Source organism: Solirhodobacter olei, assembly GCF_004010155.1.
GTDB classification, from domain to species: Bacteria; Pseudomonadota; Alphaproteobacteria; order Rhodobacterales; family Rhodobacteraceae; genus Solirhodobacter; species Solirhodobacter olei.
On the sequence record NZ_RRYH01000024.1, the window covers coordinates 69588 to 92746 of the forward strand.

A 23159-nucleotide genomic window follows, 5' to 3' on the forward strand; every position below is an offset into this window, starting at 1 on the left:
CCGGCCCTGGACCGGGGATCGGGCGCGCGGCCGACCCACGTCACATTGAAAAAGGCGGGTGCGGAGCAGCCCGCTCCGCACCCGCCTCATGGCGAATTGGTCTTCTGCCCGGCCGTCAGGCCAGGGGCTGCGCCCGCTCGACGAGCCGCACGAAGAACGAGGCCCCGATCGGCGCCGCGTCGTCGTTGAAGTCATAGGCCGGATGGTGCAGCCCCGCGCCGGGTCCGGTGCCGAGGAAGAGGTAGGCGCCGGGGCGGGCCTCCAGCATGTAGGAGAAATCCTCTGCCCCCATCTCGCGCCCGGCCTCGGCATCGACGAGATCGGCGCCGGCAACCTCGCGGGCGACCTCGGCTGCGAAGCCCGCCTTGGCGGCGTCATTGACGGTCGCCGGGTAGCCCCAGTCGTAGTCGATCCGCGCCTTGACGCCGTAGGAGGCGGCATGACCTTCGACGATCTCGTGGAAACGCTTCTTTACCAGCTCGCGCAGCTCCGGGTTGAAGGTGCGGATGGTGGCGCAGAACCAGGCTTCCTCGGGGATGATGTTGGAGGCGGAGCCCGCATGGATCTGGGTGACGGAGATCACGATCTCGTCCAGCGCGTGGGCGTTGCGGGTGACGATGGTCTGCAGCGCCTGGATCATGCCGACGGCGGCGATCAGCGGGTCGACGGTCTCGTGCGGGGTCGCGCCGTGGCCGCCCTTGCCGGTGAGGTAGACCCAGGCGGTGTCGACCGCGGCCATCAGCGGGCCGGAGGTTGTCTGGAAGCTGCCGAAGGGTAGGTTCGGCGCGTTGTGGATGCCGTAGACCTGGGAGATGCCGAAGCGGTCCATGATGCCTTCCTCGACCATGACCTGGCCGCCGCCGCCGTCTTCCTCGGCCGGCTGGAAGATCAGCGCGACGCGGCCGGCGAAGCGGCGGGTCTCGGCCAGGTAGCGGGCCGCGCCGAGCAGCATGGTCGTATGCCCGTCATGGCCGCAGGCATGCATGACGCCGGGGTTTTCCGAGGCGTGTTCGGCGCCCGTTGTCTCGGTGATCGGCAGCGCGTCCATATCGGCGCGCAGGCCGATGGTCGGGCCCTCACCCTGGCCATTGATGATGGCGACGATGCCGGTCTTGGCGATGCCCTCGTGGATCTCGTCGACGCCGAATTCCTTCAGACGCTCGGCCACGAAGCGGGCGGTGTTGTGCAGCTCGAAGGTCAGCTCCGGATGGGCATGGAGATGGCGCCGCCAGCCTTTCATCTCCTCGGCATAATCGGCGATGCGGTTGATGACGGGCATGGGATATCTCCGGTAGGTGTGTCGATTGTCCCTGCCAGCTTCCGGAGGCGTCGGCAAGGTGTCACGCGGCGGAAGGCGGGGTGGGATCAAGCGCAGGGTCGCGAGGTGCCCAAGGAATGCGCACCCTACGAGCGGGTCCCTGTCCCCGGCCCGAAACAGCGGGCGTAGCCCGCCGGGCCAGCGCCCGTCCGCCCCCAAGGGCGGGCGCTATTGGTGAGTCATAGTCCCGACGAGAGGAAGGGGGCGATGAAACCATAAACGGACAGATCCGCAGCTCAGCCAGCGCCCACCCGCGGACGGGCACCGGCCCTCCTCATCGCCTACGGAAGGATGTCACCCCACCGGCAGCGCCCGCTCCACCAGCCTTGCGAAAAAGCTCGCCCCGATCGGCGCCGCTGCGTCGTTGAAGTCGAAGTTGGTCTCGTGCACCATCGGCCCCTTGCCCTGGCCGAGGAACAGATAGGCCCCCGGCCGCGCCGCCAGCATCGCGCCGAAATCCTCGCCGCCCATGTGCGGATGCGGCTCGATCACCAGCCCCGCCTCGCCCGCGACCTCGCGGGCCACGGCGGCGGCGAATTCCGTCTCCGCCTCGTGGTTGATCGTGGGGTCGAGGTCGATGGTCGAGGAGATCTCCACCTCCACCCCCATCCCCGCGGCGACACCCTCGCAGATCTCCTTCATCCGCCGCCGCACCATGTCGCGCGCCTCGAGCGAGAAGCAGCGGATCGTACCGCCCAGCCGCGCCTCGGCCGGGATCACGTTGAAGGCCGATCCGGCGTGGATCTGGGTGATCGAGATCACCACCTCGTCATTGGCATCGGCGTTGCGCGACAGGATCGTCTGCAGCGCATTGCCCATCACCAGCGCCGCCGCCACCGGGTCGCGGGAGCGCTGCGGGTAGGCGCCGTGGCCGCCCCGCCCCTTGATCAGGATGTCGAAATCGCCGACCGCCGCCATGAACGGGCCTGGCCGGGTGGAGAAGACGCCGAGATCATGCATCGGCGAGGTGTGGATACCGTAGACCTGGGTGATGTCGAAGCGGTCCATCACGCCCTCGTCCACCATCGCGTGGGCGCCCTCGCCGGTCTCTTCCGCGGGCTGGAAGATCAGCGCGACGGTCCCCGCGAAGTTCCGCGTCGCGGCAAGATACTTCGCCGCCCCCAGAAGCATCGTCGTGTGCCCGTCATGGCCGCAGGCATGCATCCGGCCGGGCGTGGCGGAGGCGTAGTCCGCCCCCGTCGTCTCGGTCATCGGCAGCGCGTCCATGTCGGCACGCAGCCCGATCACCGGGCCTTCCTCGCGGCCCCGGATGAGGGCGACGAGGCCGGTCCGCCCCAGCCCTTCGTGCAGTTCGTCCACGCCGAACGCACGCAGCCGCTCGGCCACGAAGGCGGCTGTCTTTTCGCAATCGAGCCCGATCTCCGGGTTCTGATGGATGTGCCGGCGCCAGGCGGTCATCTCCGCGGCGCTCTCGGCGATGGAGTTCAGGACGGGCATGGTGGATTCCTCGGCTTTTCCCGGATAAGCCCCGAGGGAAGCCGAAAACGCCGGAGCCCGCAATGCCAGACCGCCCCGAAGGCCCGATGTGCCGCAGCGCCAGCGACGCGCTGGTGAACGACCCGAACGGCGGCATGGCGCGGCTGGTGGAGATCATGCGCCGGCTGCGCGATCCCGAGACGGGCTGCCCCTGGGACATCGAGCAGGACTTCGCCACCATTGCCCCCTACACCATCGAGGAGGCCTACGAGGTCGCCGACGCGATCGAGCGCGAGGCATGGGAGGAACTGAAGGGCGAGCTGGGCGATCTTCTCTTCCAGTCCGTCTTCCATGCCCGCATGGCGGAGGAGCGCGGGCTATTCGGCTTCGAGGACGTGGCGCGGGCGATCTCTGACAAGATGGTCTCGCGCCATCCGCATGTCTTCGGCGACGAAAGCCGCGACAAGTCGGCCGCCCAGCAGACCGTCGACTGGGAGAAGGTGAAGGCCGCCGAGCGGGCCGCGAAGGCCGAGCATGGCGTGCTCGACGGGGTCGCGGTGGGCCTGCCGGCGCTTCTGCGCGCGCTGAAGCTTCAGAACCGCGCGGCGCGGGTGGGGTTCGACTGGCCCTCGACCACCGAGGTTCTCGACAAGATCGTCGAGGAGGCCCGCGAGCTGGTCGAGGCGCGCGAAGAGATGACCGAGGCCGAGCAGTTCGAGGAAATGGGGGATCTTCTCTTCGTGATGGCGAACCTCGCGCGACACCTGAAGATCGACCCGGAAGCTGCTCTGCGTGCAGCAAATTCCAAGTTCACCCGCCGCTTCCGCGCGATCGAGGCGGCGCTGGCCGAGGACGGCCGCCGCCCACAGGACAGCGACCTGGCAGAGATGGACGCGCTCTGGAACCGGGCCAAGGCGGCGGAGAAGGCCGAAAAGGCCGGCTAATCAGCCCTCGCCGTAGATCGCCGTCACGGGCGCCTCGCCCGCGCGCAGGCTGCCGCGGTACATCCCCTCGCTGTTGAAGGGCATGGAGATATTTCCGGCCGCGTCCACCGCGATCAGCCCGCCTGAGCCGTCGTTCGGCGCCAGGTCCTCCATCACCACATGGCGCGCGGCAGCCTCAAGGCTTTCGCCCAGATGCCGCATCCGGGCAGAGACCTCGGCCGCCGCCGTCCAGCGGATGAAGACCTCGCCATGCCCGGTGCAGGAGACCGCGCAGGAGGCGTTGTCGGCGAAGGTCCCGGCGCCGATCACCGGCGTGTCGCCGACCCGGCCGGGAGATTTGGCGGTCATCCCGCCGGTCGAGGTCGCGGCGGCGAGGTTGCCCGCGCTGTCGCGCGCGACCGCCCCCACCGTGCCGTGGCGGCTGGCCGGATCGGCCACGCCTTCGCCCGAGCGCTTCAGCTCCAACATCCGGTCGAGCGCGTCGCGGCGGGCCTGGGTGAAGAAATATGCGGCCTCCTCGAAGGGCAGCCCGGCCGCGCGGGCGACGGCGAGCGCGTTCGGGCCGATCAGCAGCACGTGGTCGGTAGTCTCCATCACCGCGCGGGCGGCGCGGACCGGGTTCTTCGGCCCGAAGATGCCGCCCACCGCGCCGGCGCGGCGGGTGGCGCCCTCCATGACGGCGGCGTCCATCTCCTGCTTCGCCTCGGAGGTGAAGACCGCGCCGCGCCCGGCGTTGAAGAGGGGGTTGTCCTCCAGCGCGCAGACCGCCGCCGTCACCGCCTCCAGCGCGGGGCCGCCGGCCTTCAGGACCGCCTCGCCCGCGGCAAGGGCGGTGGCGAGGCCTGCGTGATAGGCGGCCTCGGCCTCGTTGGTCATGCGGGACTTCAGGATCGTGCCGGCGCCGCCGTGGATGGCGAGGGAATAGGTCATGGGATGGGTCCTTCCGGGCCGGCCGGGGTCCGGGGGCTTCGGGGGCCGGCCGCCTGCTGTTGCTTTGCCGGATCGTTCCCACCGCACCCTCACAATGTCAACCGGACGGGAAATCGCCGCGATGTCCGGCCCTTGCGCCTTCGCCAGAAGTCCCGAAGATACGCCCGTCGCCCGAGCAGGCGCACCGTTTCTCGCCCGACCGGGCGACCCGCAAGAAAGGAAGCCCCGTGAAGATCGCCGAGATGAACTGGCTCCAGGTCGAAGCCTACCTGAAGACCGACGACCGCGCCGTGCTGCCGCTCGGCTGCACCGAGCAGCACGCCTATCTTTCGCTGTCGGTCGATTCGATCCTGGCCGAGCGTGTGGCGGCCGAGGCGGCAGAGCCACTCGGCGTGCCGGTCTTCCCGGTGCTGGCCTATGGCATCACCCCGGGCTTTCGCGCCTACCCGGGGTCGATGAGCCTGCGCGTCTCGACCTACTGCGCCGTCCTGCGCGACATCCTGGACTGCATGAAGGAACAGGGCTTCCGCCGCATCCTCATGGTCAACGGCCATGGCGGCAACCAGCCGGCGGCGAGCCTCGCGCAGGAATGGATGGCCGAGAACGAAGGCGTCTCGGTCCGCATCCACAACTGGTGGAACGCGCCCCGGACCATTGCGAAGGTGAAGGAGATCGACCCGCTCGCCTCCCACGCCTCGTGGATGGAGAACTTCCCCTGGACCCGCCTTGCCGGGGTGGAGCAGCCGCCCGAGCAGAAGCCGCTGGTGGACTTCGAGCGGATGCGTGCCCGCGGGCCGGCGGCGCTGCGCGAATATCTGGGCGACGGCAATTTCGGCGGCCTTTACCAGCGTCCCGATGCCGACATGCTGGCGATCTGGACCGTCGGCGTGGAGGAAACCCGCGCCATGATCGAGGGTCCCTGGAGTTGATCGCAGCCTGACATGGCCCCGGGGCGGCGGCGCGCTTCGCGGATCGCGCCGCCCCTCTCGACATCCCCGCGCCCATCGGGTTTTCTGCGCCCGAACAGGGAGGCCCCGATGCCCGCGCGCAAGATCATCATCGACACGGACCCCGGCCAGGACGACGCCGTTGCCATTCTGCTCGCGCTGGCGAGCCCCGAGGATCTGGAGGTCCTCGGCATCACCGCCGTGGCCGGCAACGTGCCGCTGCCCCTGACGGAGAAGAACGCCCGCATCATCTGCGAACTGGCCGGCAAGCCGGAGACCCGCGTCTTCGCCGGCTGCGACGCGCCGCTGGCCCGCAAGCTGGTGACGGCGGAGCATGTCCACGGCAAGACCGGCCTCGACGGCCCTCAGCTCGCCGCGCCCACGATGGCGCTTCAGCCCAAGCATGCCGTCGATTTCATCGTCGAGACGCTGCTGACGGAACCGGCGGGGACCGTCACGCTCTGCCCGCTCGGGCCGCTGACGAACATCGCGGCGGCGCTGCAGAAGGCGCCCGAGATCGCCGGCCGGATCCAGGAGATCGTGCTGATGGGCGGGGCCTATTTCGAGGTCGGCAACATCACGCCCGCGGCGGAGTTCAACATTTACGTCGACCCGGAAGCCGCTGATATCGTGTTCAGATGCGGCGCGCCGATCACCGTGATGCCGCTCGACGTGACCCACAAGGCACTGACCACAAGGCCCCGGATCGAGGCCTTCCGCGCCATGGGCACCGAACCCGGCCGCATGGTCGCCGAATGGACCGATTTCTTCGAACGCTTCGACATGGAGAAATACGGCAGCCAGGGCGCGCCGCTGCATGATCCCTGCGTCATCGCCTATCTGATCGAGCCCGGGCTGTTCTCCGGCCGCAAGATCAACGTGATGATCGAGACCAAGGGCGAATACACGCTTGGCATGACCGTCGCCGACTGGTGGCGCGTCTCGGGCCGTCCGGCCAATGCCATGTTCATGGGCGATGTCGATGCGGACGGCTTCTACCGCCTGCTGACCGAGCGGATCGCGCGGCTCTGACGGGGTTGTTTCCGAGAAAACCATTTCCCCCGCGCCTCCTGCGCCTTATCTAAAGGGGCGGAGAGTGCGATGACCCTGCAGATCCGTTTCGACAACAGCTATGCCCGCCTGCCGGACCGTTTCTACGCCCGGCTTGCGCCGACGCCGGTCGCGGCGCCGGGCCTTGTCGCGCTGAACGAGGGGCTGGCGCGCGACCTCGGGCTGGACCCGGCGGCGCTGAAAACGCCCGAGGGCCTTGCGATGCTGTCCGGCAACGCGCTGCCCGAGGGGGCGGAGCCGCTGGCGCAGGCCTATGCCGGCCACCAGTTCGGCGGCTGGAACCCGCAGCTTGGCGACGGGCGCGCGATCCTGCTTGGGGAAGTGCGCGCAAGCGACGGGAAACGCTACGATATCCAGCTGAAGGGGGCGGGCCCCACGCCGTTCTCGCGCCGTGGCGACGGGCGCGCCTGGCTGGGCCCGGTGCTGCGCGAATATATCGTCTCGGAAGCCATGCATGCGCTCGGCGTGCCGACCACGCGCGCGCTCGCCGCCGTCACGACCGGCGAGGAGGTCTTCCGCGAGACCGCCCTGCCCGGCGCCGTTCTGGCCCGCGTCGCCTCCTCTCATATCCGGGTCGGCACCTTCCAGTTCTTCGCCGCGCGGCAGGATACCGAGGCGCTGCGGCTTCTGGCCGAGCATGTCATCGCCCGGCACTATCCGCAGGCGGAGGGCCCGCTGGGCCTGATCCGCGCCGCCGTCACCGCCCAGGCGCGGCTCGTGGCCCACTGGATGTCGCTCGGCTTCATCCACGGCGTGATGAACACCGACAACGCCCATGTCGGCGGCGAGACCATCGACTACGGCCCCTGCGCCTTCATGGACGATTACCATCCCTCGCGGGTGTTCTCCTCCATCGACCAGTACGGGCGTTACGCCTATGCCAACCAGCCGCAGATCGCGGTCTGGAACATGGCGCAGCTGGCCTCCTGCCTGCTGCCGCTGATCGCGGAGGACCGCAACGCCGCGATCGAGGCCGCCTCGGAAGCGGTGGACGCCTTCGCCCCTGCCTACGAGGGCGCCTATCTCGCCCGCTTCCGCGCCAAGCTCGGCCTTGCGACCGAAGCCGAGGGCGATGCGGAGCTGATCGAGGGGCTGCTGGCCCGCATGGCCGCGCTTGGCGTGGATTTCACCCGCGCCTTCCGGGGCCTGGCCGAGGGCACGGCGGCCGCGGAATTCCCCGATCCCTCGGCCTGGGAGAGCTGGGCCGCCGACTGGCGCGCGCGCCTCGCGCTCGAAGGGCGGACCGAGGCGGATGCCCGCGCCGCAGCGCTTCAGGTGAACCCTGCGGTCATCCCGCGCAACCACCGCATCGAGCAGGCGATAAATGCTGCCGTTGCAGGCGATTACGCGCCGTTCCTCAGGCTTAACCGGGCGCTGGCGACCCCCTTCGCGCTTGCCCCCGAAAACCGCGACCTTGCCGCGGCCCCCGCGCCCGAGGAAGCGGTGCGCCGAACCTTCTGCGGCACCTGAATGCGGCCGCTGCCCGCCCCGGCCGACGGCCTGCTGCGTGTCGCCTCCTGGAACATTCGCAAATGCCTCGGCATCGACCGCCGCCGCGACCCGGACCGCACGCTCCGCGTCATCACCGCGACCGGCGCCGATATCGTGGCGCTGCAGGAAAGCGACCGCCGCCTCGGCCCCCGCCCTGCGGCGCTGCCGGCAAGCCTGATCTCCGCCGCCTCGGAGTACCGCGCGCTGCCGCTGGGTCAGTCCGAGGTCAGCCTGGGCTGGCACGGCAACGCCATCCTGGTGCGCCCTTCGCTGGAGCTGGTCGGGGTTCACAAGCTCGACCTTCCCTCGTTCGAGCCGCGCGGAGCGGTCGCGGCCGACCTCAGACGGAACGGAACCGAGCTCAGGATCGTCGGCGTCCATCTCGGCCTGCGCGGCACGGACCGGCTGCGCCAGCTCGGCCGCCTGGTCGACTGGCTGGACCGCCAGCCGCGGATGCCGACGCTGATCCTGGGCGATTTCAACGAATGGTCGCCCGATGCGCCGCTGGAGCCCTTGCGGGCGGGTTACCGCGTCCTTGCGCCCGGGCCGAGCTACCACGCCCGCCTGCGCCTCGCGCCGCTCGACCGGATCGCCCATTCGCCCGGCGTCTCGGTCCGGGCCACCGGGTTGATGGACCACGGCGACGCCGCCCGCGCGTCCGACCACCTGCCGATCTGGGCCGACGTGAGCTTCGCCCCCTAAGCCATTTCATCTTGGTGAAAATACCCCTCCGGGCTCAGCGCCGGCGCGGCGGCCGCGCGATCAGGATCAGCCCCACGGCGACCAGGACGCCCGCGATCAGAACTTCCGGCCCCACCGGCTCGCCCAGAAGCAGCCAGCCGAACCCGATCGAAAGAAGGGGCGTCAGGAAGGAAAAGCTTGCCACGGTGGAGGCTGGATAGCGCGCCAGAAGCCAGAGCCACAGGATCATGCCCCCCGCGACCACAACGACGACCTGAAAGACCAGCCCGGCCACATGCAGCCATTCCAGCGCCCTGACCCAGGGTCCGAAGAAGAACGAGGCGCCGATCAGCACCGGGCCGGAGACGCCGACCATCCACAGAAGCTGCATCTCCGGCCGCACCCGCGCCATGGCAGAGCCGCGCGCGATATAGGCGGTCAGCGCCCAGCCCAGCGCCGCACCGAGCGCGAAGATATCGCCGCCAAGGCTGCCCGTGCCGCCCGCGCCGCGATGCGCCAGCGCCCAGGCGACGCCCGCGAAGGCAACGGCGAGGCCCGCCGCCTTGGCGCCGGTCACGCGCTCTCCCGGCAGGGCGAAATGCCCGATGACGGCCAGCCAGAGCGGCATGGAATAGAAGATGATCGAGGACATAACCACAGTCGTGCGGTCGAGCGCGAGGAAGAGGCACAGGAACTCCGCCGAAAAGGCGAGCCCCACCAGCAGCCCCGCCCCCGCAGTGCCGTGGGCGATCCGCGGCGGGCGTCCGCGCCAGGCCATCCAGCCCCAGATGCAGAAGAAGGCGCCGATCGAGCGCAGGCCCGCGAAGAACACCGGCTGCAGACCGACATCGACGACCTTGATCACCACCTGGTTGATCCCGAAGATCAGCGTCGACAGCAGGAGAAGCCCCAGCCCCACCGCGTCCAGCCTGTCCCTGCGTTCCATGACACTCTCCCCCCCGTCCAGCCGGCCGACCATGCCGCCCGCCTCGGCGCTGTCAACCCCGCATCGGGGCCGCCCGTCCGCCGCGGCGCGGCGGGAAAGGGCTGGCCCCGGCCCGCGTCCTCGCGTAAACCGCGACCCGAGGCCGAAGGCCCGCCGGCCCCGCCCGCATCCGAAACGCCAGAGAGCGAAAAGGACAGACCATGAGCACAATCATAGACATTCACGCGCGCGAGATCCTCGACAGCCGCGGCAACCCCACGGTCGAGGTCGATGTGGTGCTGGAAGACGGCACGATGGGCCGGGCCGCGGTGCCCTCGGGCGCCTCGACAGGCGCGCATGAGGCGGTCGAGAAGCGCGACGGCGACAAGAAGCGCTACCTGGGCAAGGGGGTGCTCGAAGCCGTGGAAGCGGTGAACGGCGAACTGGCCGATGCGCTGGTCGGCTTCGACGCCACCGAGCAGGTCGCCATCGACCAGGCGATGATCGAGCTCGACGGCACCGAGAACAAGGGCCGCCTCGGCGCCAACGCCATCCTCGGCGTCTCGCTGGCCGTCGCCAAGGCCGCCGCCGATTTCACCGCCCAGCCGCTTTACCGTTACGTGGGCGGCACCTCGGCGCGGGTCCTGCCGGTGCCGATGATGAACGTGATCAACGGCGGCCAGCACGCCGACAACCCGATCGACATCCAGGAATTCATGATCATGCCGGTCGGCGCCCCCTCGGTGGCCGAGGCGATCCGGATGGGTGCCGAAACCTTCCACGTCCTGAAGAAGGAGCTGTCGGCCGCGGGCCTGGCCACCTCCGTCGGCGACGAGGGCGGCTTCGCGCCGAACCTCTCCTCCACCCGCGAGGCGCTCGACTTCATCCTCAAGGCGATCGAGAAGGCCGGGTACACCCCCGGCGAAGACATCATGCTGGCCCTCGACTGCGCCGCCTCGGAGTATTTCAAGGACGGCGCCTATCACATGGCCGGCGAAGGCAAGGTGCTGACCTCGGACGAAAACGTCTCCTATCTCGAGGCGCTTGTCTCCGACTATCCGATCGTCTCGATCGAGGACGGCTGCGCCGAGGACGACTGGGACGGCTGGCGCACCCTGACCGAGGTGCTTGGCAAACGCATCCAGCTTGTCGGCGACGACCTCTTCGTCACCAACACGGAGCGCCTGGCCCGGGGTATCGCCGAAGGCTGCGGCAACTCCCTTCTGGTCAAGGTGAACCAGATCGGCACACTGACAGAGACGCTGGAGGCCGTCCGCATGGCCGACCGCGCCCGGTTCACCTCGGTCATGAGCCACCGCTCGGGCGAGACCGAGGACGCGACCATCGCCGATCTCGCCGTGGCCACCAACTGCGGGCAGATCAAGACCGGCTCGCTCTCGCGCTCCGACCGGATGGCGAAATACAACCAGCTGATCCGGATCGAGGAGATGCTGGGCGAGACCGCCGAATTCGGCGGCACGCTGCGCCTACGCTGACCCCCGCACACGGGACGGGGGGCTGCCCGCCCCCCGCCCGCCCGGGGATTTTCCGCCAAGGCCAAGGGGACCGTCGCGAGGCGCGCATGACCGAGGCAGACAGGATCATCGAAACGCTCCAGCTCGCCCCCCATCCAGAGGGCGGGCATTACCGGCAGACCTGGGTGGCTCCGGCCGAGGGCGGCAGCCGCCCGGCGGGGACTTCGATTCTGTTCCTTCTGAAGGCGGGCGAGCGGAGCCACTGGCACAGGGTCGACGCGACCGAAATCTGGCATTTCCACGCCGGCGCACCGCTCGTGCTGTCCATCGCCGCGACGTCCGGGGGCCCGGCAGAGGACATCACGCTCGGCCCCGATCCACTGTCCGGCCGGGCGCCGCAGGGGATCGTGCCGAAGGATCACTGGCAGGCCGCGCGCAGCACAGGCGATTGGACGCTGGTCGGCTGCACCGTCTCGCCCGGTTTCCGCTTCGAGGGCTTCGAGCTCGCCCCGCCTGAGTTCGATATTCCGCGCTGATCAGCCGCCGCTGCCGGGCCGGCTGATGCGCCCGCCACCCACCGCCGCGCCGACGCCCGTCGTCGAAGGGCAGGAGGTGGGAAGCCCCCTCAGCACCCGCACGGCGAGATAGGCGAAGGCCTGCGCCTCCAGCATGTCACCGTCAAGGCCTGCCTCCTCCACCGGCAGGACGGGGAAATCGAACCCCGCCTGCAGCGCCCGCATCAGCACCTTGTTGTGCCGCCCGCCGCCGGCGACGAGCATGCCCTGCGGCGGGCGCGGAAAATGCTCCGCCCCGGCGATCACCGCCTCGGCCGCGCAGGCGGTGAGCGTCGCAGCGGCATCGGCATCGCCCAGGCCCGCCACCGCGGGGCCGAGCGCGCGGAAGGCGTCGCGGTCCAGCGATTTCGGCGGCATCCGGCGGAAGTACGGGTCGCGCAGGAAGGCCTCCACGATCTCCTCGTCCGCCTCTCCGGCCGCGGCCAGGGCGCCGTCGCGATCCTGGGACACGCCGAGACGCGCCTGCATCAGGTCGTTGATCGGTGCATTCGCGGGCCCGGTGTCGAAGGCCAGAAGCGCGCCGGGCGCCTCGGGCTTCGGTTTCAACGGATCGACCCAGGTGACATTGCCGACGCCGCCGAGGTTAAGGAACACGATCGGCTCCTCTGCCCCGATCCGCTTCGCGAGCGCGAAATGGAAGAACGGCGCGAGCGGTGCGCCCTGCCCGCCCAGTTCCACGTCGGAGGAGCGGAAATCCCAGATCACGGGCCGGTCGAGCACCTCGGCCAGCACCGCCCCGTCGCCCGCCTGATGCGTGCCCCGCCCGCGCGGGTCATGCGCCAGCGTCTGGCCGTGAAAGCCCACGAGTTCAACATCATCGAAGCGCGCCAGCAGCTCGGCATGGGCGGTCTCGACCACCTCGGCGGCCTCCTGCACCCCGGGATCGCCCGGCCAGCGGCCCAGCGCCGCGCGCAGCACCGCCCTTTCCGCGTCGCTGTAGGGCCGGTATTCGGACTGCCCGAAGGCGGAGATCGACTCGCCATCGGTCACCACCACGGCCGCGTCCACACCGTCGAGCGAGGTGCCCGACATCGTCCCTACCGCGCGGATCGGCTCCAACCCTGCTTCCCCTCGTCAGCCCGCGCCGCTATAAGGGCGCGCGCTGCCGAGAATGGACGAGAAACCGATGACCTACCACCCGAAATCCGACTTCCTGCGCGTGATGATCGAGCGCGGCTTCCTGGCCGACTGCACCGATTACCAGGGGCTGGACGATGCCTTCGCAGAGGGTGTGGTGCCTGGATATATCGGCTTCGACGCCACTGCGGCTTCGCTTCACGTGGGCTCGCTCATCCAGATCATGATGCTGCGCTGGCTGCAGAAATGCGGCGGCAAGCCGATCGTGCTGATGGGCGGCGGGACGACGAAGGTCGGTGACCCCTCGGGCCGCGACACCGAACGCTCGCTGCTGACGCCGGAGAAGATCGACGAGAACATCGCCGGCATCCGGCAGGTGTTCACCTCCTACGTCACCTTCGGCGAGGGTGCGGGCGACGCGGTCATGCTGAACAACGCCGAATGGCTCGATGGGCTGAAGTATCTCGATTTCCTGCGCGACATCGGGCGGCACTTCTCGATCAACCGGATGCTCAGTTTCGAGAGCGTGAAGTCCCGGCTCGACCGCGAACAGTCGCTGTCGTTCCTGGAATTCAACTACATGATCCTGCAGGCCTACGACTTCCTGGAGCTGAACCGCCGCTACGGCTGCAAGCTGCAGATGGGCGGCTCGGATCAATGGGGCAATATCGTCAACGGGATCGACCTGACCCGCCGGGTTCTGGATCACGAGATCTTCGGGCTGACCTCGCCGCTGCTGACCACCTCGGACGGCAAGAAGATGGGCAAGAGCCAGGCGGGCGCCGTCTGGCTGAACGCCCAGATGCTCAGCCCTTACGAGTTCTGGCAGTTCTGGCGCAACACGACGGATGCCGACGTCGGACGGTTCCTGAAGCTTTACACGGAACTCCCGCTTGACGAATGCGCGCGGCTCGGGGCGCTCGAGGGCTCCGAGATCAACCACGCCAAGGCCACGCTGGCCAACGAGGTCACGGCGCTCCTGCACGGCCGCGCGGCGGCCGAGGCGGCGGAGGCCACGGCGCGCGAGGTCTTCGAGAAGGGCGGCGTGGGCGAGGATCTGCCCACCCTCACCCTTTCGGCCGCAGAGATCGGCGAGGGCATCGCCAATACCGCGCTCTTCGTGCAGGCGGGGCTGGCGGCCTCGGGCAAGGAGGCCAAGCGCCTCTTCGCCGAGGGCGGCGCCCGGATCAACGACGCGGTGGTGACGGAACCCCGGCTGATGACGGTGGAGGAGATCTCTGCCGGGCTGAAGCTGACCGCCGGCAGGAAGCGCCACGCGCTGGTCGCGGTGAGCTGAGGGTCGAAGGTCGCACCCCTTTCCCGGCCCGAAGCAGCGGGCGCAGCCCGCCGGGCCAGCGCCCGTCCGCCCCCAAGGGCGGGCGCTTTTCGGGAGTCACCGCCACGGCATGAAGAAGGGGTTCTTTATACCGTAAACGGACAGACTCGAACCACAGCGAGCGCCCACCCGCGGACGGGCGCTGGCCCTGCTCGGCACGGGAGACTCCCCAACGAAAAAGGGCCGGAGGCATCGACACCGGCCCTCATCGATCGCGTCGGGAGCGTCACTCCTGAACGGTGACCTTTTCCATGTAATCCGGATCCGAGGTCACGGCCCCGTTCGGCCCGTCGCCGCGCTTGATCTTGTCGACCACGTCCATGCCGGAGGTCACTTCCCCGAAGACGGTGTACTTCCCGTCGAGGAACGGCGCCGGCTTGAACATGATGAAGAACTGCGAGTTGCCGCTGTTGGGGTCCTGCGCCCGCGCCATGCCGACAGTGCCGCGCACGAACGGCAGCTTGGAGAATTCCGCCGGCACGTTTGGCAGCGTCGAGCCGCCCATCCCGGCCATGGAGAGGTCGCCGCCCTTCTTGCCGTATTTCACGTCGCCAGTCTGCGCCATGAAACCGTCGATCACGCGATGGAACACAACCCCGTCATAAGCCCCTGACTTCGCCAGCTTGATGACCTGCGCCACCGTCTTCGGCGCGACCTTGGGCAGGAGGTGGATCACGATCGTGCCGTGGTCATGCCCGCCGACCTGGATCACCAGGTTCGGCCCGGCAGAGGCATCGGCCGCCCGGGCCGCCGGCGCGGCGACCGAGGCCATTCCCAGCGCGGCGAGACCCAGCGCCGCCGCGCGCGCGGTCCGCATCAGATCACTCCGCATCGGCCGCCACCTTCACCGAGATCATCCGGTCCGGGTTCATCGGCGGTTCGCCCCGCACGATGGCGTCGACATGCTCCATGCCCGAGATCACCCGGCCGTAGACCGTGTACTGCCCGTTCAGGAAGTGGTTGTCGGAAAAGTTGATGAAAAACTGGCTGTTGGCCGAGTTCGGGTTCTGCGAGCGCGCGGCACCCAGCGTGCCCCGGTCATGCGGGATGCGGCTGAATTCGGCCGGCAGGTCCGGCAGATCCGACCCGCCCGTCCCGGCGCGGCGGATGTTGAAATCCTTCTCGGCATTGCCGTTCGCCACGTCGCCCGACTGCGCCATGAAGCCGTCTATCACGCGGTGGAAGACGACGTTGTCATAGGCCCCGGCCCGCGCCAGCACCTTCATCCGCTCGACATGTTTCGGCGCGATGTCCGGCAAGAGCTCGATCACGACGGAGCCGTTCTTCAGCTCCATGATGATGGTGTTTTCCGGATCCTTGATATCGGCCATGCGGCACCTCCGTTCGGTTTCGGCCAGACCCTAGTCCGAGCGCGCGCGGAGGGAAAGGGCCAAGCCTCGCACCACCGGAACCGGTTGACCTTCCCCGGCCTTTCGGGAGACTAACCGCCAACAACCGGCAAAGGAGGGGCAGATGGCCTGGAAGACGCTCGACCAGATGGAGCTTGCGGGCAAGGTGGTGCTGACGCGGGTCGACCTCAACGTGCCGGTGGAGAACGGCCACGTCACGGATGCGACGCGCATCGAGAAGATCGTCCCCACCGTGAAGGCGATCCTCGACAAGGGCGGCAAGCCCGTGCTGCTGGCCCATTTCGGCCGTCCCAAGGGCCAGCCGAACCCGGAGTTCAGCCTGCGCCAGGTGCTGCCCGCGCTGAAGGCCGCCCTGCCGGGCCGCCGCATCGCCTTTGCCGAGGATTGCATCGGCGCCCCGGCGAAACAGGCGGTTTCGGCCATGGAGAAGGGCGACATCGTCCTGCTGGAAAACACCCGCTTCCATGCCGGCGAGGAAAAGAACGACCCGGCGCTCGCCGCCGCCTTCGCGGCGCTTGGCGATGTCTACGTCAATGACGCGTTTTCCGCCGCTCACCGGGCGCATGCCTCGACCGAGGGTCTTGCCCGGCTGCTGCCGGCCTGTGCCGGCCGGCTGATGGAGGCGGAGCTTAAGGCGCTGGAGGCCGCGCTCGGCCATCCGCAGCGCCCCGTTGTCGCGGTGGTCGGCGGCGCCAAGGTCTCCACCAAGCTCGACCTGCTCGGCAACCTCGTGGCCAAGGTGAACCACCTGGTGATCGGTGGCGGCATGGCCAATACCTTCCTCGTCGCCCAGGGCATCGAGGTCGGCAAGTCGCTTGCCGAGCGCGACATGGCCGAGACCGCGCGCGATATCCTCGCCAAGGCCAAGGCCGCCGGCTGCGCCATCCACCTGCCGCAGGACATCGTCGTGGCGCGCGAATTCAAGGCGGGCGCCGCGAGCGAGACGCTGCCGGCCAATGCCTGCCCGGCGGACGCGATGATCCTCGACGCGGGCCCCGAGACGGTGGCCGAGATCGCCAAGGTCTTCGAGGCCTCGAAGACGCTGATCTGGAACGGCCCGCTCGGCGCCTTCGAGATCGAGCCCTTCGACGCCGCCACCAACGCGGCCGCCGCGCGGGCGGCGGAGCTGACCAAGGCCGGCAAGCTGATCTCAGTCGCCGGCGGCGGCGACACAGTGGCCGCGCTCAACCGCGCGGGCGCCGCGGCGAGTTTCAGCTACATCTCGACCGCCGGCGGCGCGTTCCTCGAATGGATGGAAGGCAAGGAGCTTCCCGGCGTCGCCGCGCTGGAAGAGTAAGACCCAGGCCAGCCCGCAGGCAGGGTGCGCGGTTCCTGCGCACCCCTCCGCGCCACCGCCCTGCCCTTGCCCCGGTTCGAAAAAGCGGGCGCAGCGCCCCGTGCTGGCGCCCCTTCTTCACCTTGGCCAAGATACTCCGGCGGACTCAGCCGCCCTCGCCGGCGGCGCCGTCCAGCCGCTCCGCCTTCTTTCGGACCAGCACGGACCGAAGGTCATGCATCGCCATCAGCAACGCGTCGGTTACGGCTTCCAGCTCTTCGTTGGAGGCCTTGGCCTGAGCCCAATGCGCGGTGAGGTTGATCTGCTCCACCGCCCGGTAGATCTCGTCGGCGTCGCGCCGGGCCTGCACTTCGGCCCGCGCCTTCATCCAGGCGCGGATCCGGAACACCTCGTCTTCGGTGATCGAGCGGTCGCCCTGTGGCCGGATCTCGCCCGAGCGCAGGTTCGCGAAGGCGATCGGCTCCATCTCGATGCGGCCCGCCCGGCCCTCGGACGCGACCCGGAAGACCAGCGCGCCGTTCTCGCGGATGCGGAAGTAGTACTCCGGCAGATCGCCCGACATCGCCCCTCCGCTATTCGTTCCCGATCAGTGCAGCCCCGCGCAGAAAGCCTGGATGCGCCGGCAGGCCTCCGCCAGCGCCTCGTCAGAGGTAGCGTAGCTGACGCGGAAATTCGGCGAAAGCCCGAAGGCCGCCCCGTGGACGACGGCGACACCCTGCTCTTCCAGAAGCGCCGTGACGAAGGCCTCGTCGTCGGCGATCTTCGCGCCACCCGCCGAAGTCTTGCCGATGCAACCGGCGATGCTGGGGTAGACGTAAAACGCCCCCTCCGGCACCGGGCACTGGATGCCCTCGGCCGCGTTCAGCATCCCGACGACCAGATCGCGCCGCCGCTCGAAGGCCGCGCGGCTTTCCACGACGTAATCCTGCGGCCCGTTCAACGCTTCGACCGCGGCCCATTGGCTGATCGTGCAGGGGTTGGAGGTAGATTGGCTCTGGATCTTCCGCATTGCCGCGATCAGCGCCGCCGGCCCCGCGGCATAGCCGATCCGCCAGCCGGTCATCGCATAGGCCTTGGAGACGCCGTTGCAGGTCAGCGTGCGCTCGTAGAGGCCCGGCTCCACTTCCGCGGGCGTGCAGAACTTGAAATCGCCGAAGGTCAGGTGCTCGTACATGTCGTCGGTCAGCACCCAGACATGCGGATGGCGCATCAGCACGTCGGTCAGGCCCTTCAGTTCCTCCCGGGTGTAGCCCGCGCCGGTGGGATTCGAGGGCGAGTTGAAGATGAACCACTTGGTCCTGGGCGTGATCGCGGCCTCGAGCTGCTCCGGCGTCAGCTTGTAGCCCGTCTGCATCGGGCATTCGACGGCCACCGGCTCGCCGCCGGCCAGCAGCACCATGTCGGGATAGCTGACCCAGTAGGGCGCCGGGATGATCACCTCGTCGCCCGGGTTCAGCGTCGCCATCAGCGCGTTGTAGAGCGTCTGCTTGCCGCCGGACCCGACCGAGATCTGCGCCGGCGTGTAGCTGAGGCCGTTCTCGCGGGCGAATTTGTCGCAGATTGCCCGCTTCAGCTCCGGGATGCCGTCGACGGCGGTGTACTTGGTCTTGCCGGCGCGGATCGCCGCGATCGCGGCCTCCTTGATATTCTCGGGCGTGTCGAAATCCGGTTCCCCGGCGCCGAGGCCGATGACGTCGCGGCCAGCCGCTTTCAGTTCCTGCGCCTTGGTGGTCACCGCGATGGTCGGGGACGGTTTGACGCGATCGAGGGTCGCGGACAGAAGGGCCATTTCGGGGACTCCGGTTTGAACTCGCCGGGATCGTGTCTTAGGGTGCCCCCGGGATGCGATCAAGGCCCGTTCCGCCGGCTGGCCGGCTGGAGGGCATCAAGCGACATCAAAAGGAGAGCCAGATGGCCCCCGAAGCACAATCCGACTGGTTCAGCGAAGAGGCCGCTACCTTCGGCGACCGGCTTGCCGGCGCGCGCGAGGCCGCGGGGATGAGCCAGGCAGAGCTTGCCCGCCGTCTCGGCGTGCGGCTGAAGACGCTGGTCGACTGGGAAAACGACTTCGCCGACCCGCGCTCGAACCGCCTGCAGATGGTCGCGGGCATGCTGAACGTCTCGATCATGTGGCTGCTTACCGGCCGCGGCGAGGGCGTGGACGCCCCCGGGGCGCAGAGCAACGAGACCCCCGAGGCGCGCGCCCTGATCGACGAGTTGCGCCTGCTGCGTACCGAAGCGCTGGACCTGTCGCACCGCATGGGCCGGCTGGAGAAGCGGCTGCGCTCGGTATTGGCGGAGAAGACCACCGCATGAGCGAAACCCCCGAGATCCGCCGCAAGCGCCTGGCCATGCGGGCCTGGCGGCGCGGAACCAAGGAGATGGACCTGATCCTTGGCCCCTATGCCGATGCCAGGCTAGCGGCGATGGAGGGCCCGGCGCTCGACGCCTTCGAGGCGCTGCTGGCCGAGGCGGACCAGGATCTCTACCCCTGGATCACCGGCGGGGCGGAACCGCCCGCCGCCCATGCCGCCCTCCTGGCCGAGATCGGAAGTTTCGCCCGCGGCCGGCTGAGCGCGGGCGAGGCCTGAGACAGCGAAGGGCGGACGCTCCGGCCCTCTTTCGCAGCCTGCGGCCGTTCCTACGGTTGGGCCGCGCCGGCGCTCAGGCGCCGGCGGCAACGCGAGGACAGCGGACGCAAGGGCGCAGGGCGGGCAGCAAGACAGCAGGCGCGGCGAAAGCGTGCATGCGCCCGGGCCGTCACTCGGCCTGGGTCACTGCCTCGATGGCGATCGAGCGCTTGGTCAGCTCGGAATAGAGCGCGGGCAGCACCCTCGCCTGGTCGATCGCAAGGCGCAACGCCTCCACGATCCGTGCTTCGGCCTTTGCCGGGGCCGTCACCCGCCAGACCATCCTCTGGGCCGCGCCGTCGTCGAAGACGATCTCCATTGCCCCGGAGGCCGTGCTGCGAAGGCCAAGAAAATTCTGCGTACCGCTCGTACTGTGAAAACTGGACAGACTCGTCATCCTTAGGCTCCACCCTCCGGTTCGCAGCGCCGGACCCTCAGGGGCCCAGTTGGCACGCGGCCGGCTCAGGCAATGCATGATGGGCCTCCGCGCGGACTCCGTCAATCCGCGACGGCCCTCTCAGCCCCCCGTCCGGTGTCTTGGGGAGGCTATAGAGTCTTTCCGGCCACAGGGTCAACATCAGGAATGACGCGCAACCCACGGGTGTAGAACGGAAATATCCACAGGTGTCCGTGCGAAACGTGGTCGTGCTGCGGCAAAGGGTCTCCTGTCGCCCTGGAGACCACAGGCCCGGGAATGCCTGCCGAATGGCCGCGCAATTCCCTTCCCGGGCGGAGAATAGGGCCAGTGCGCGTCCGCAGATGGGTGCGCGCGGCAGGGTCGGTCTATCCGTTTATCGCGCTATGGCCCCTTCGGTCTGCCGGGGCGGAGAGACCCAGGAAGCGCCCATCCGTCGGACGGACGGGCGCTGGCCCGGCGGGTTTTGCCCCCTGTTTCGGGCCGCTACCTCCGCGCCCCCAAAAGCAAAAGGCCCGCGCAGGGCGCGGGCCTTTCGAAACGTCTCTCCGGCAGAGCGGGAGATCAGCGCTTGGAGAACTGGAAGCTGCGGCGCGCCTTGCGCTTGCCGTACTTCTTGCGTTCCACCACGCGGCTGTCGCGGGTCAGGAAGCCTGCGGCCTTGAGCGCGCCGCGCAGGCTCGGTTCATAGAGCTGCAGGGCCTTGGAGATGCCATGCTTCACGGCACCGGCCTGGCCCGAGAGCCCACCGCCCTTCACCGTCGCCATGACGTCGAACTCGCCGTCGACGCCAGCCACCGTGAACGGCTGGCGCAGGATCATCTGCAGCACTGGACGGGCGAAATAGGCGTCGATGTCCTTGCCGTTGACGGTCACCTTGCCCTTGCCCGGCTTCAGCCAGACACGGGCAACGGCGTCCTTGCGCTTGCCGGTCGCATAGGCGCGGCCCAGCGCGTCACGCACCGGCTGGCGCGCGGTTTCGGTCTCGGCAACCGCGGCGACGGCGGCATCGGCCCCGGCGACGGCGTCCTTCAGCCCTTCGAGGGTCTTGATCTCTTCGGCCATTCTCACGCGCTCCGGGTGTTCTTCGGGTTCAGGACCTTGAGATCCAGCACTTCCGGCGATTGCGCCTCGTGCGGATGCTCGTTGCCCGCGTAGATGCGCAGATTGGTCATCTGCTGGCGCGAGAGCTTGCCGCCCGGCAGCATGCGCTGCACGGCCTTCTCGATCACGCGCTCCGGATGGGCGCCCTCAAGGATCTGCCGGGCCGTGCGGTGCTTGATGCCGCCCGGATAGCCGGTGTGCCAGTAGTATTTCTTGTCATCGCGCTTGGCGCCGGTCATCTGCACCTTGTCGGCGTTGATGACGATGACGTTGTCGCCCATGTCCATATGGGGCGTGAACGACGGCTTGTGCTTGCCGCGCAGGCGCATGGCGACGATCGAGGCGAGACGGCCCAGAACGACGCCCTCGGCGTCGATCAGGATCCATTTCTTCTCGATATCCGCCGGGGTAGCGGTAAAGGTCTTCATCTCGGTCCCGTGGTATCTGGGGCGCCCGGGAGGAGCCCGGCCGCGGATTGCGGTGTTCTAAGCAATTGCGCGCGCCAGTCAAGGGCGGTGAGTTTAATTTAGTCAATAAAAATCAATGGTTTATAATTACGGTATAATAATACCCCACATAACGTGCCAGTATCGGCCCTGAGAGCGGTCCGGAATCGTCCCGTCGGCCCTCCCCCGGCCCGAAACAGCGGTGCGCAGCACCGCCGGGCCCAGGTCCTTTTCACCGCAGGATGGGCGGCCGCTTCGGGTCCATCCCCGGCGGCTTCGGGCCCCGTGCGGTCTCTGGCTCGGCCCGGGGCGCGAGGTCGAACCGCTCGCCCACCCGCGCCAGCCGGGCCAGAACCGGATCCCCGGCCGCGAGGAACATCACGTCGATGCCGCCCGCTTCGACACCGGAGAAGGCCAGTGCCTCCGAGGCCGCCCGCGCCAGCGCCGCCTCCGCCCCCTCGGCCGCCGCCTCGAAGGCGAGGACATGGCCCTGCCGCCCGCCCTCGTAGACCACCGCCGCAAGCCAGGCCGCCTGCGCCAGCCCCGCCGAGCGCGACAGGGCCCGCTCCAGCGCGCCCCTGAGCGCTGCGGGCAGACCGGCGGGCGGACCCACCTCGACCGGCCGCTCCGCCACCACCTCGGGCCCGGCGGAAACCATCTGCGCCAGCCAGTCCACCGCGTCCGCGGGCAGGAGCACCGAGGAGGGCGCGACCTCGAGGTTCACCCCGAGTCCGATCCCCTGCCCGGCCAGAAGCCCAGCCAGAACCCGCCCCGGCAGCGCGGCATAGGGCGCGGGAGCGCCCGCGAACTCGGCCAGCCGCTCCTCCTGGTCGAAGGCGAGGACCACCGGCCCCTCAGCCAGATCGAAGACACGGGGCGAGAGGTCCTCGCCCTCCGCCTCGCGTTCGAGCAGCAGGAAGACCTCGCTGTCGCAAAGCCTTGCGTAGAAGGCCAGCCGCGCCGCCCCGTCTTCGGGCGCCGCCTCCATCGCGCGATGCGCGGCGTCGAGGTCCGTTTCTTCGCTCATTCTGCCTCCAATGCCCGGCGCACCTCGGCCTGCAGGACGGGGACAAGCTCCGTCTCGAACCAGGGATGCCGCTTGAGCCATGCCGTATTCCGCCAGGAGGGATGCGGCAAGGGGATGGTGAGCGGCGCACCACTTGCCATGACCTCCCGCCAGCGGGCGACGGTCTGTGTCACCCCCTTGGCGCCGATATGCCAATCGAGCGCATGCCCGCCGACCAGCACCCGCAGCCGCAGGTCCGGCAAGGCCGCCATCACCCGGGCGTGCCAGCTTTGCGCGCAGATGGGCGGCGGCGGCAGGTCGGCGCCCCTGGCGTCATAGCCGGGAAAACAGAAGGCCATCGGCACCACGGCAACCCGGTCGCGGTCGTAGAAAGTGGCCTCGTCCATCCCCAGCCAGGCCCTGAGCCGCGTGCCCGAGGGATCGGCGAAGGGCCGTCCGGCCTCGTGCACGCGCAGACCCGGCGCTTGGCCCGCGATCAGGATACGCGCGGAGGGGCGGAACCAGACCACCGGGCGCGGCTCATGCGCCGTCGCGGTTGCAGCGAAGCGTTGGGCGCAGAGGCGGCAGGCGCGGATCTCTCCGGCGAGCCGTTCCGCCGGAGAAACGGGCGTTTCGGACATGGAGGGAGCTTACGGTGCCACACCCGGGCGCGGCAATGGCCCG

25 protein-coding genes are annotated in these 23159 nt (G+C 69.1%); 11 read left to right on the forward strand and 14 right to left on the reverse strand.

Annotation, left to right across the window (positions count from 1 at the left end; all coding sequences use genetic code 11):
* Positions 1–115 precede the first annotated feature (115 nt).
* Both EIP85_RS16615 and EIP85_RS16620 read right to left on the reverse strand, forming a co-directional pair.
* Positions 116–1279 (reverse strand): M20 aminoacylase family protein, encoded by a 1164-nt coding sequence (locus tag EIP85_RS16615; RefSeq protein ID WP_127903342.1) that lies wholly within the window; start codon positions 1277–1279, stop codon positions 116–118.
* A gap of 333 nt (positions 1280–1612) precedes the next feature.
* Entirely contained in the window at positions 1613–2776 is a 1164-nt protein-coding gene (locus EIP85_RS16620) for a M20 aminoacylase family protein (protein WP_127903343.1), read from the reverse strand.
* Between the two features lie 86 nt (positions 2777–2862).
* On the opposite strand from EIP85_RS16620, the gene mazG reads away from it, so the two are divergent.
* On the forward strand, positions 2863–3699 hold the full coding sequence (gene mazG / locus EIP85_RS16625; RefSeq protein WP_127903379.1) for a nucleoside triphosphate pyrophosphohydrolase: 837 nt from the start codon (positions 2863–2865) through the stop codon (positions 3697–3699).
* On the opposite strand, the gene EIP85_RS16630 is transcribed toward mazG, so the two are convergent.
* The gene (locus EIP85_RS16630) at positions 3700–4629 is read right to left on the reverse strand and encodes an isoaspartyl peptidase/L-asparaginase family protein (protein ID WP_127903344.1); all 930 of its coding nucleotides are present in this window, start codon (positions 4627–4629) and stop codon (positions 3700–3702) included.
* Positions 4630–4856: 227 nt separating this feature from the next.
* On the opposite strand from EIP85_RS16630, the gene EIP85_RS16635 reads away from it, so the two are divergent.
* From EIP85_RS16635 to EIP85_RS16650, 4 genes are all read left to right on the forward strand, one after another.
* On the forward strand, positions 4857–5558 hold the full coding sequence (locus EIP85_RS16635) for a creatininase family protein (protein WP_127903345.1): 702 nt from the start codon (positions 4857–4859) through the stop codon (positions 5556–5558).
* Between the two features lie 108 nt (positions 5559–5666).
* Complete coding sequence (locus tag EIP85_RS16640; RefSeq protein WP_127903346.1) at positions 5667–6608, forward strand: nucleoside hydrolase; 942 nt, start codon at positions 5667–5669, stop codon at positions 6606–6608.
* Between the two features lie 69 nt (positions 6609–6677).
* On the forward strand, positions 6678–8117 hold the full coding sequence (locus tag EIP85_RS16645; protein WP_127903347.1) for a protein adenylyltransferase SelO: 1440 nt from the start codon (positions 6678–6680) through the stop codon (positions 8115–8117).
* Entirely contained in the window at positions 8118–8840 is a 723-nt protein-coding gene (locus tag EIP85_RS16650; protein WP_127903348.1) for an endonuclease/exonuclease/phosphatase family protein, read from the forward strand.
* A gap of 34 nt (positions 8841–8874) precedes the next feature.
* Here EIP85_RS16650 and EIP85_RS16655 read toward each other — a convergent pair whose 3' ends face one another.
* A complete protein-coding gene (locus EIP85_RS16655) occupies positions 8875–9765 on the reverse strand; it encodes a DMT family transporter (protein WP_127903349.1) in 891 nt (296 codons plus the stop codon).
* A 200-nt stretch (positions 9766–9965) separates the two neighbouring features.
* Here EIP85_RS16655 and eno point away from each other — a divergent pair, with 200 nt between their 5' ends.
* Positions 9966–11240 carry a phosphopyruvate hydratase gene (gene eno / locus EIP85_RS16660; RefSeq protein WP_127903350.1) on the forward strand — a complete coding sequence of 425 codons (1275 nt, stop codon included), beginning with the start codon at positions 9966–9968 and terminating at the stop codon, positions 11238–11240.
* An 86-nt stretch (positions 11241–11326) separates the two neighbouring features.
* Positions 11327–11755: a cupin domain-containing protein gene (locus tag EIP85_RS16665; RefSeq protein WP_127903351.1), complete on the forward strand. Its 429-nt coding sequence runs from the start codon at positions 11327–11329 to the stop codon at positions 11753–11755.
* Here EIP85_RS16665 and EIP85_RS16670 read toward each other — a convergent pair whose 3' ends face one another.
* On the reverse strand, positions 11756–12826 hold the full coding sequence (locus EIP85_RS16670) for an anhydro-N-acetylmuramic acid kinase (RefSeq protein WP_241560069.1): 1071 nt from the start codon (positions 12824–12826) through the stop codon (positions 11756–11758). It lies immediately after the preceding gene.
* Between the two features lie 94 nt (positions 12827–12920).
* Here EIP85_RS16670 and tyrS point away from each other — a divergent pair, with 94 nt between their 5' ends.
* Positions 12921–14168, forward strand: a complete 1248-nt coding sequence (gene tyrS, locus EIP85_RS16675; protein ID WP_127903352.1) for a tyrosine--tRNA ligase — start codon at positions 12921–12923, stop codon at positions 14166–14168.
* A gap of 265 nt (positions 14169–14433) precedes the next feature.
* Here the strand turns inward: tyrS and EIP85_RS16680 are convergent, their stop codons facing one another.
* Positions 14434–15039, reverse strand: coding sequence for a peptidylprolyl isomerase (locus tag EIP85_RS16680; protein WP_422067220.1), 606 nt, complete (start codon positions 15037–15039; stop codon positions 14434–14436).
* Positions 15029–15538: a peptidylprolyl isomerase gene (locus EIP85_RS16685; protein ID WP_127903354.1), complete on the reverse strand. Its 510-nt coding sequence runs from the start codon at positions 15536–15538 to the stop codon at positions 15029–15031. Before EIP85_RS16685 ends, EIP85_RS16680 begins: the two co-directional genes overlap by 11 nt.
* Positions 15539–15680: 142 nt before the next feature.
* Here EIP85_RS16685 and EIP85_RS16690 point away from each other — a divergent pair, with 142 nt between their 5' ends.
* Positions 15681–16874, forward strand: coding sequence for a phosphoglycerate kinase (locus tag EIP85_RS16690; RefSeq protein ID WP_127903355.1), 1194 nt, complete (start codon positions 15681–15683; stop codon positions 16872–16874).
* A gap of 145 nt (positions 16875–17019) precedes the next feature.
* Here EIP85_RS16690 and EIP85_RS16695 read toward each other — a convergent pair whose 3' ends face one another.
* The gene (locus tag EIP85_RS16695) at positions 17020–17436 is read right to left on the reverse strand and encodes a hypothetical protein (RefSeq protein ID WP_127903356.1); all 417 of its coding nucleotides are present in this window, start codon (positions 17434–17436) and stop codon (positions 17020–17022) included.
* A gap of 24 nt (positions 17437–17460) precedes the next feature.
* Positions 17461–18663 (reverse strand): pyridoxal phosphate-dependent aminotransferase, encoded by a 1203-nt coding sequence (locus EIP85_RS16700; RefSeq protein ID WP_127903357.1) that lies wholly within the window; start codon positions 18661–18663, stop codon positions 17461–17463.
* A gap of 122 nt (positions 18664–18785) precedes the next feature.
* Here EIP85_RS16700 and EIP85_RS16705 point away from each other — a divergent pair, with 122 nt between their 5' ends.
* A complete protein-coding gene (locus EIP85_RS16705; protein WP_127903358.1) occupies positions 18786–19190 on the forward strand; it encodes a helix-turn-helix domain-containing protein in 405 nt (134 codons plus the stop codon).
* The gene (locus tag EIP85_RS16710; protein ID WP_127903359.1) at positions 19187–19465 is read left to right on the forward strand and encodes an FAD assembly factor SdhE; all 279 of its coding nucleotides are present in this window, start codon (positions 19187–19189) and stop codon (positions 19463–19465) included. Before EIP85_RS16705 ends, EIP85_RS16710 begins: the two co-directional genes overlap by 4 nt.
* 169 nt (positions 19466–19634) lie before the next feature.
* Here EIP85_RS16710 and EIP85_RS16715 read toward each other — a convergent pair whose 3' ends face one another.
* From EIP85_RS16715 to EIP85_RS16735, 5 genes are all read right to left on the reverse strand, one after another.
* The gene (locus EIP85_RS16715; RefSeq protein ID WP_127903360.1) at positions 19635–19901 is read right to left on the reverse strand and encodes a hypothetical protein; all 267 of its coding nucleotides are present in this window, start codon (positions 19899–19901) and stop codon (positions 19635–19637) included.
* Between the two features lie 582 nt (positions 19902–20483).
* Entirely contained in the window at positions 20484–20984 is a 501-nt protein-coding gene (gene rpsI, locus EIP85_RS16720) for a 30S ribosomal protein S9 (protein ID WP_127903361.1), read from the reverse strand.
* A gap of 2 nt (positions 20985–20986) precedes the next feature.
* A complete protein-coding gene (rplM, locus tag EIP85_RS16725; protein WP_127903362.1) occupies positions 20987–21451 on the reverse strand; it encodes a 50S ribosomal protein L13 in 465 nt (154 codons plus the stop codon).
* A gap of 250 nt (positions 21452–21701) precedes the next feature.
* Positions 21702–22496 carry an SseB family protein gene (locus tag EIP85_RS16730; RefSeq protein ID WP_127903363.1) on the reverse strand — a complete coding sequence of 265 codons (795 nt, stop codon included), beginning with the start codon at positions 22494–22496 and terminating at the stop codon, positions 21702–21704.
* A complete protein-coding gene (locus tag EIP85_RS16735; protein ID WP_127903364.1) occupies positions 22493–23116 on the reverse strand; it encodes a uracil-DNA glycosylase family protein in 624 nt (207 codons plus the stop codon). Before EIP85_RS16735 ends, EIP85_RS16730 begins: the two co-directional genes overlap by 4 nt.
* Between the last annotated feature and the right edge of the window lie 43 nt (positions 23117–23159).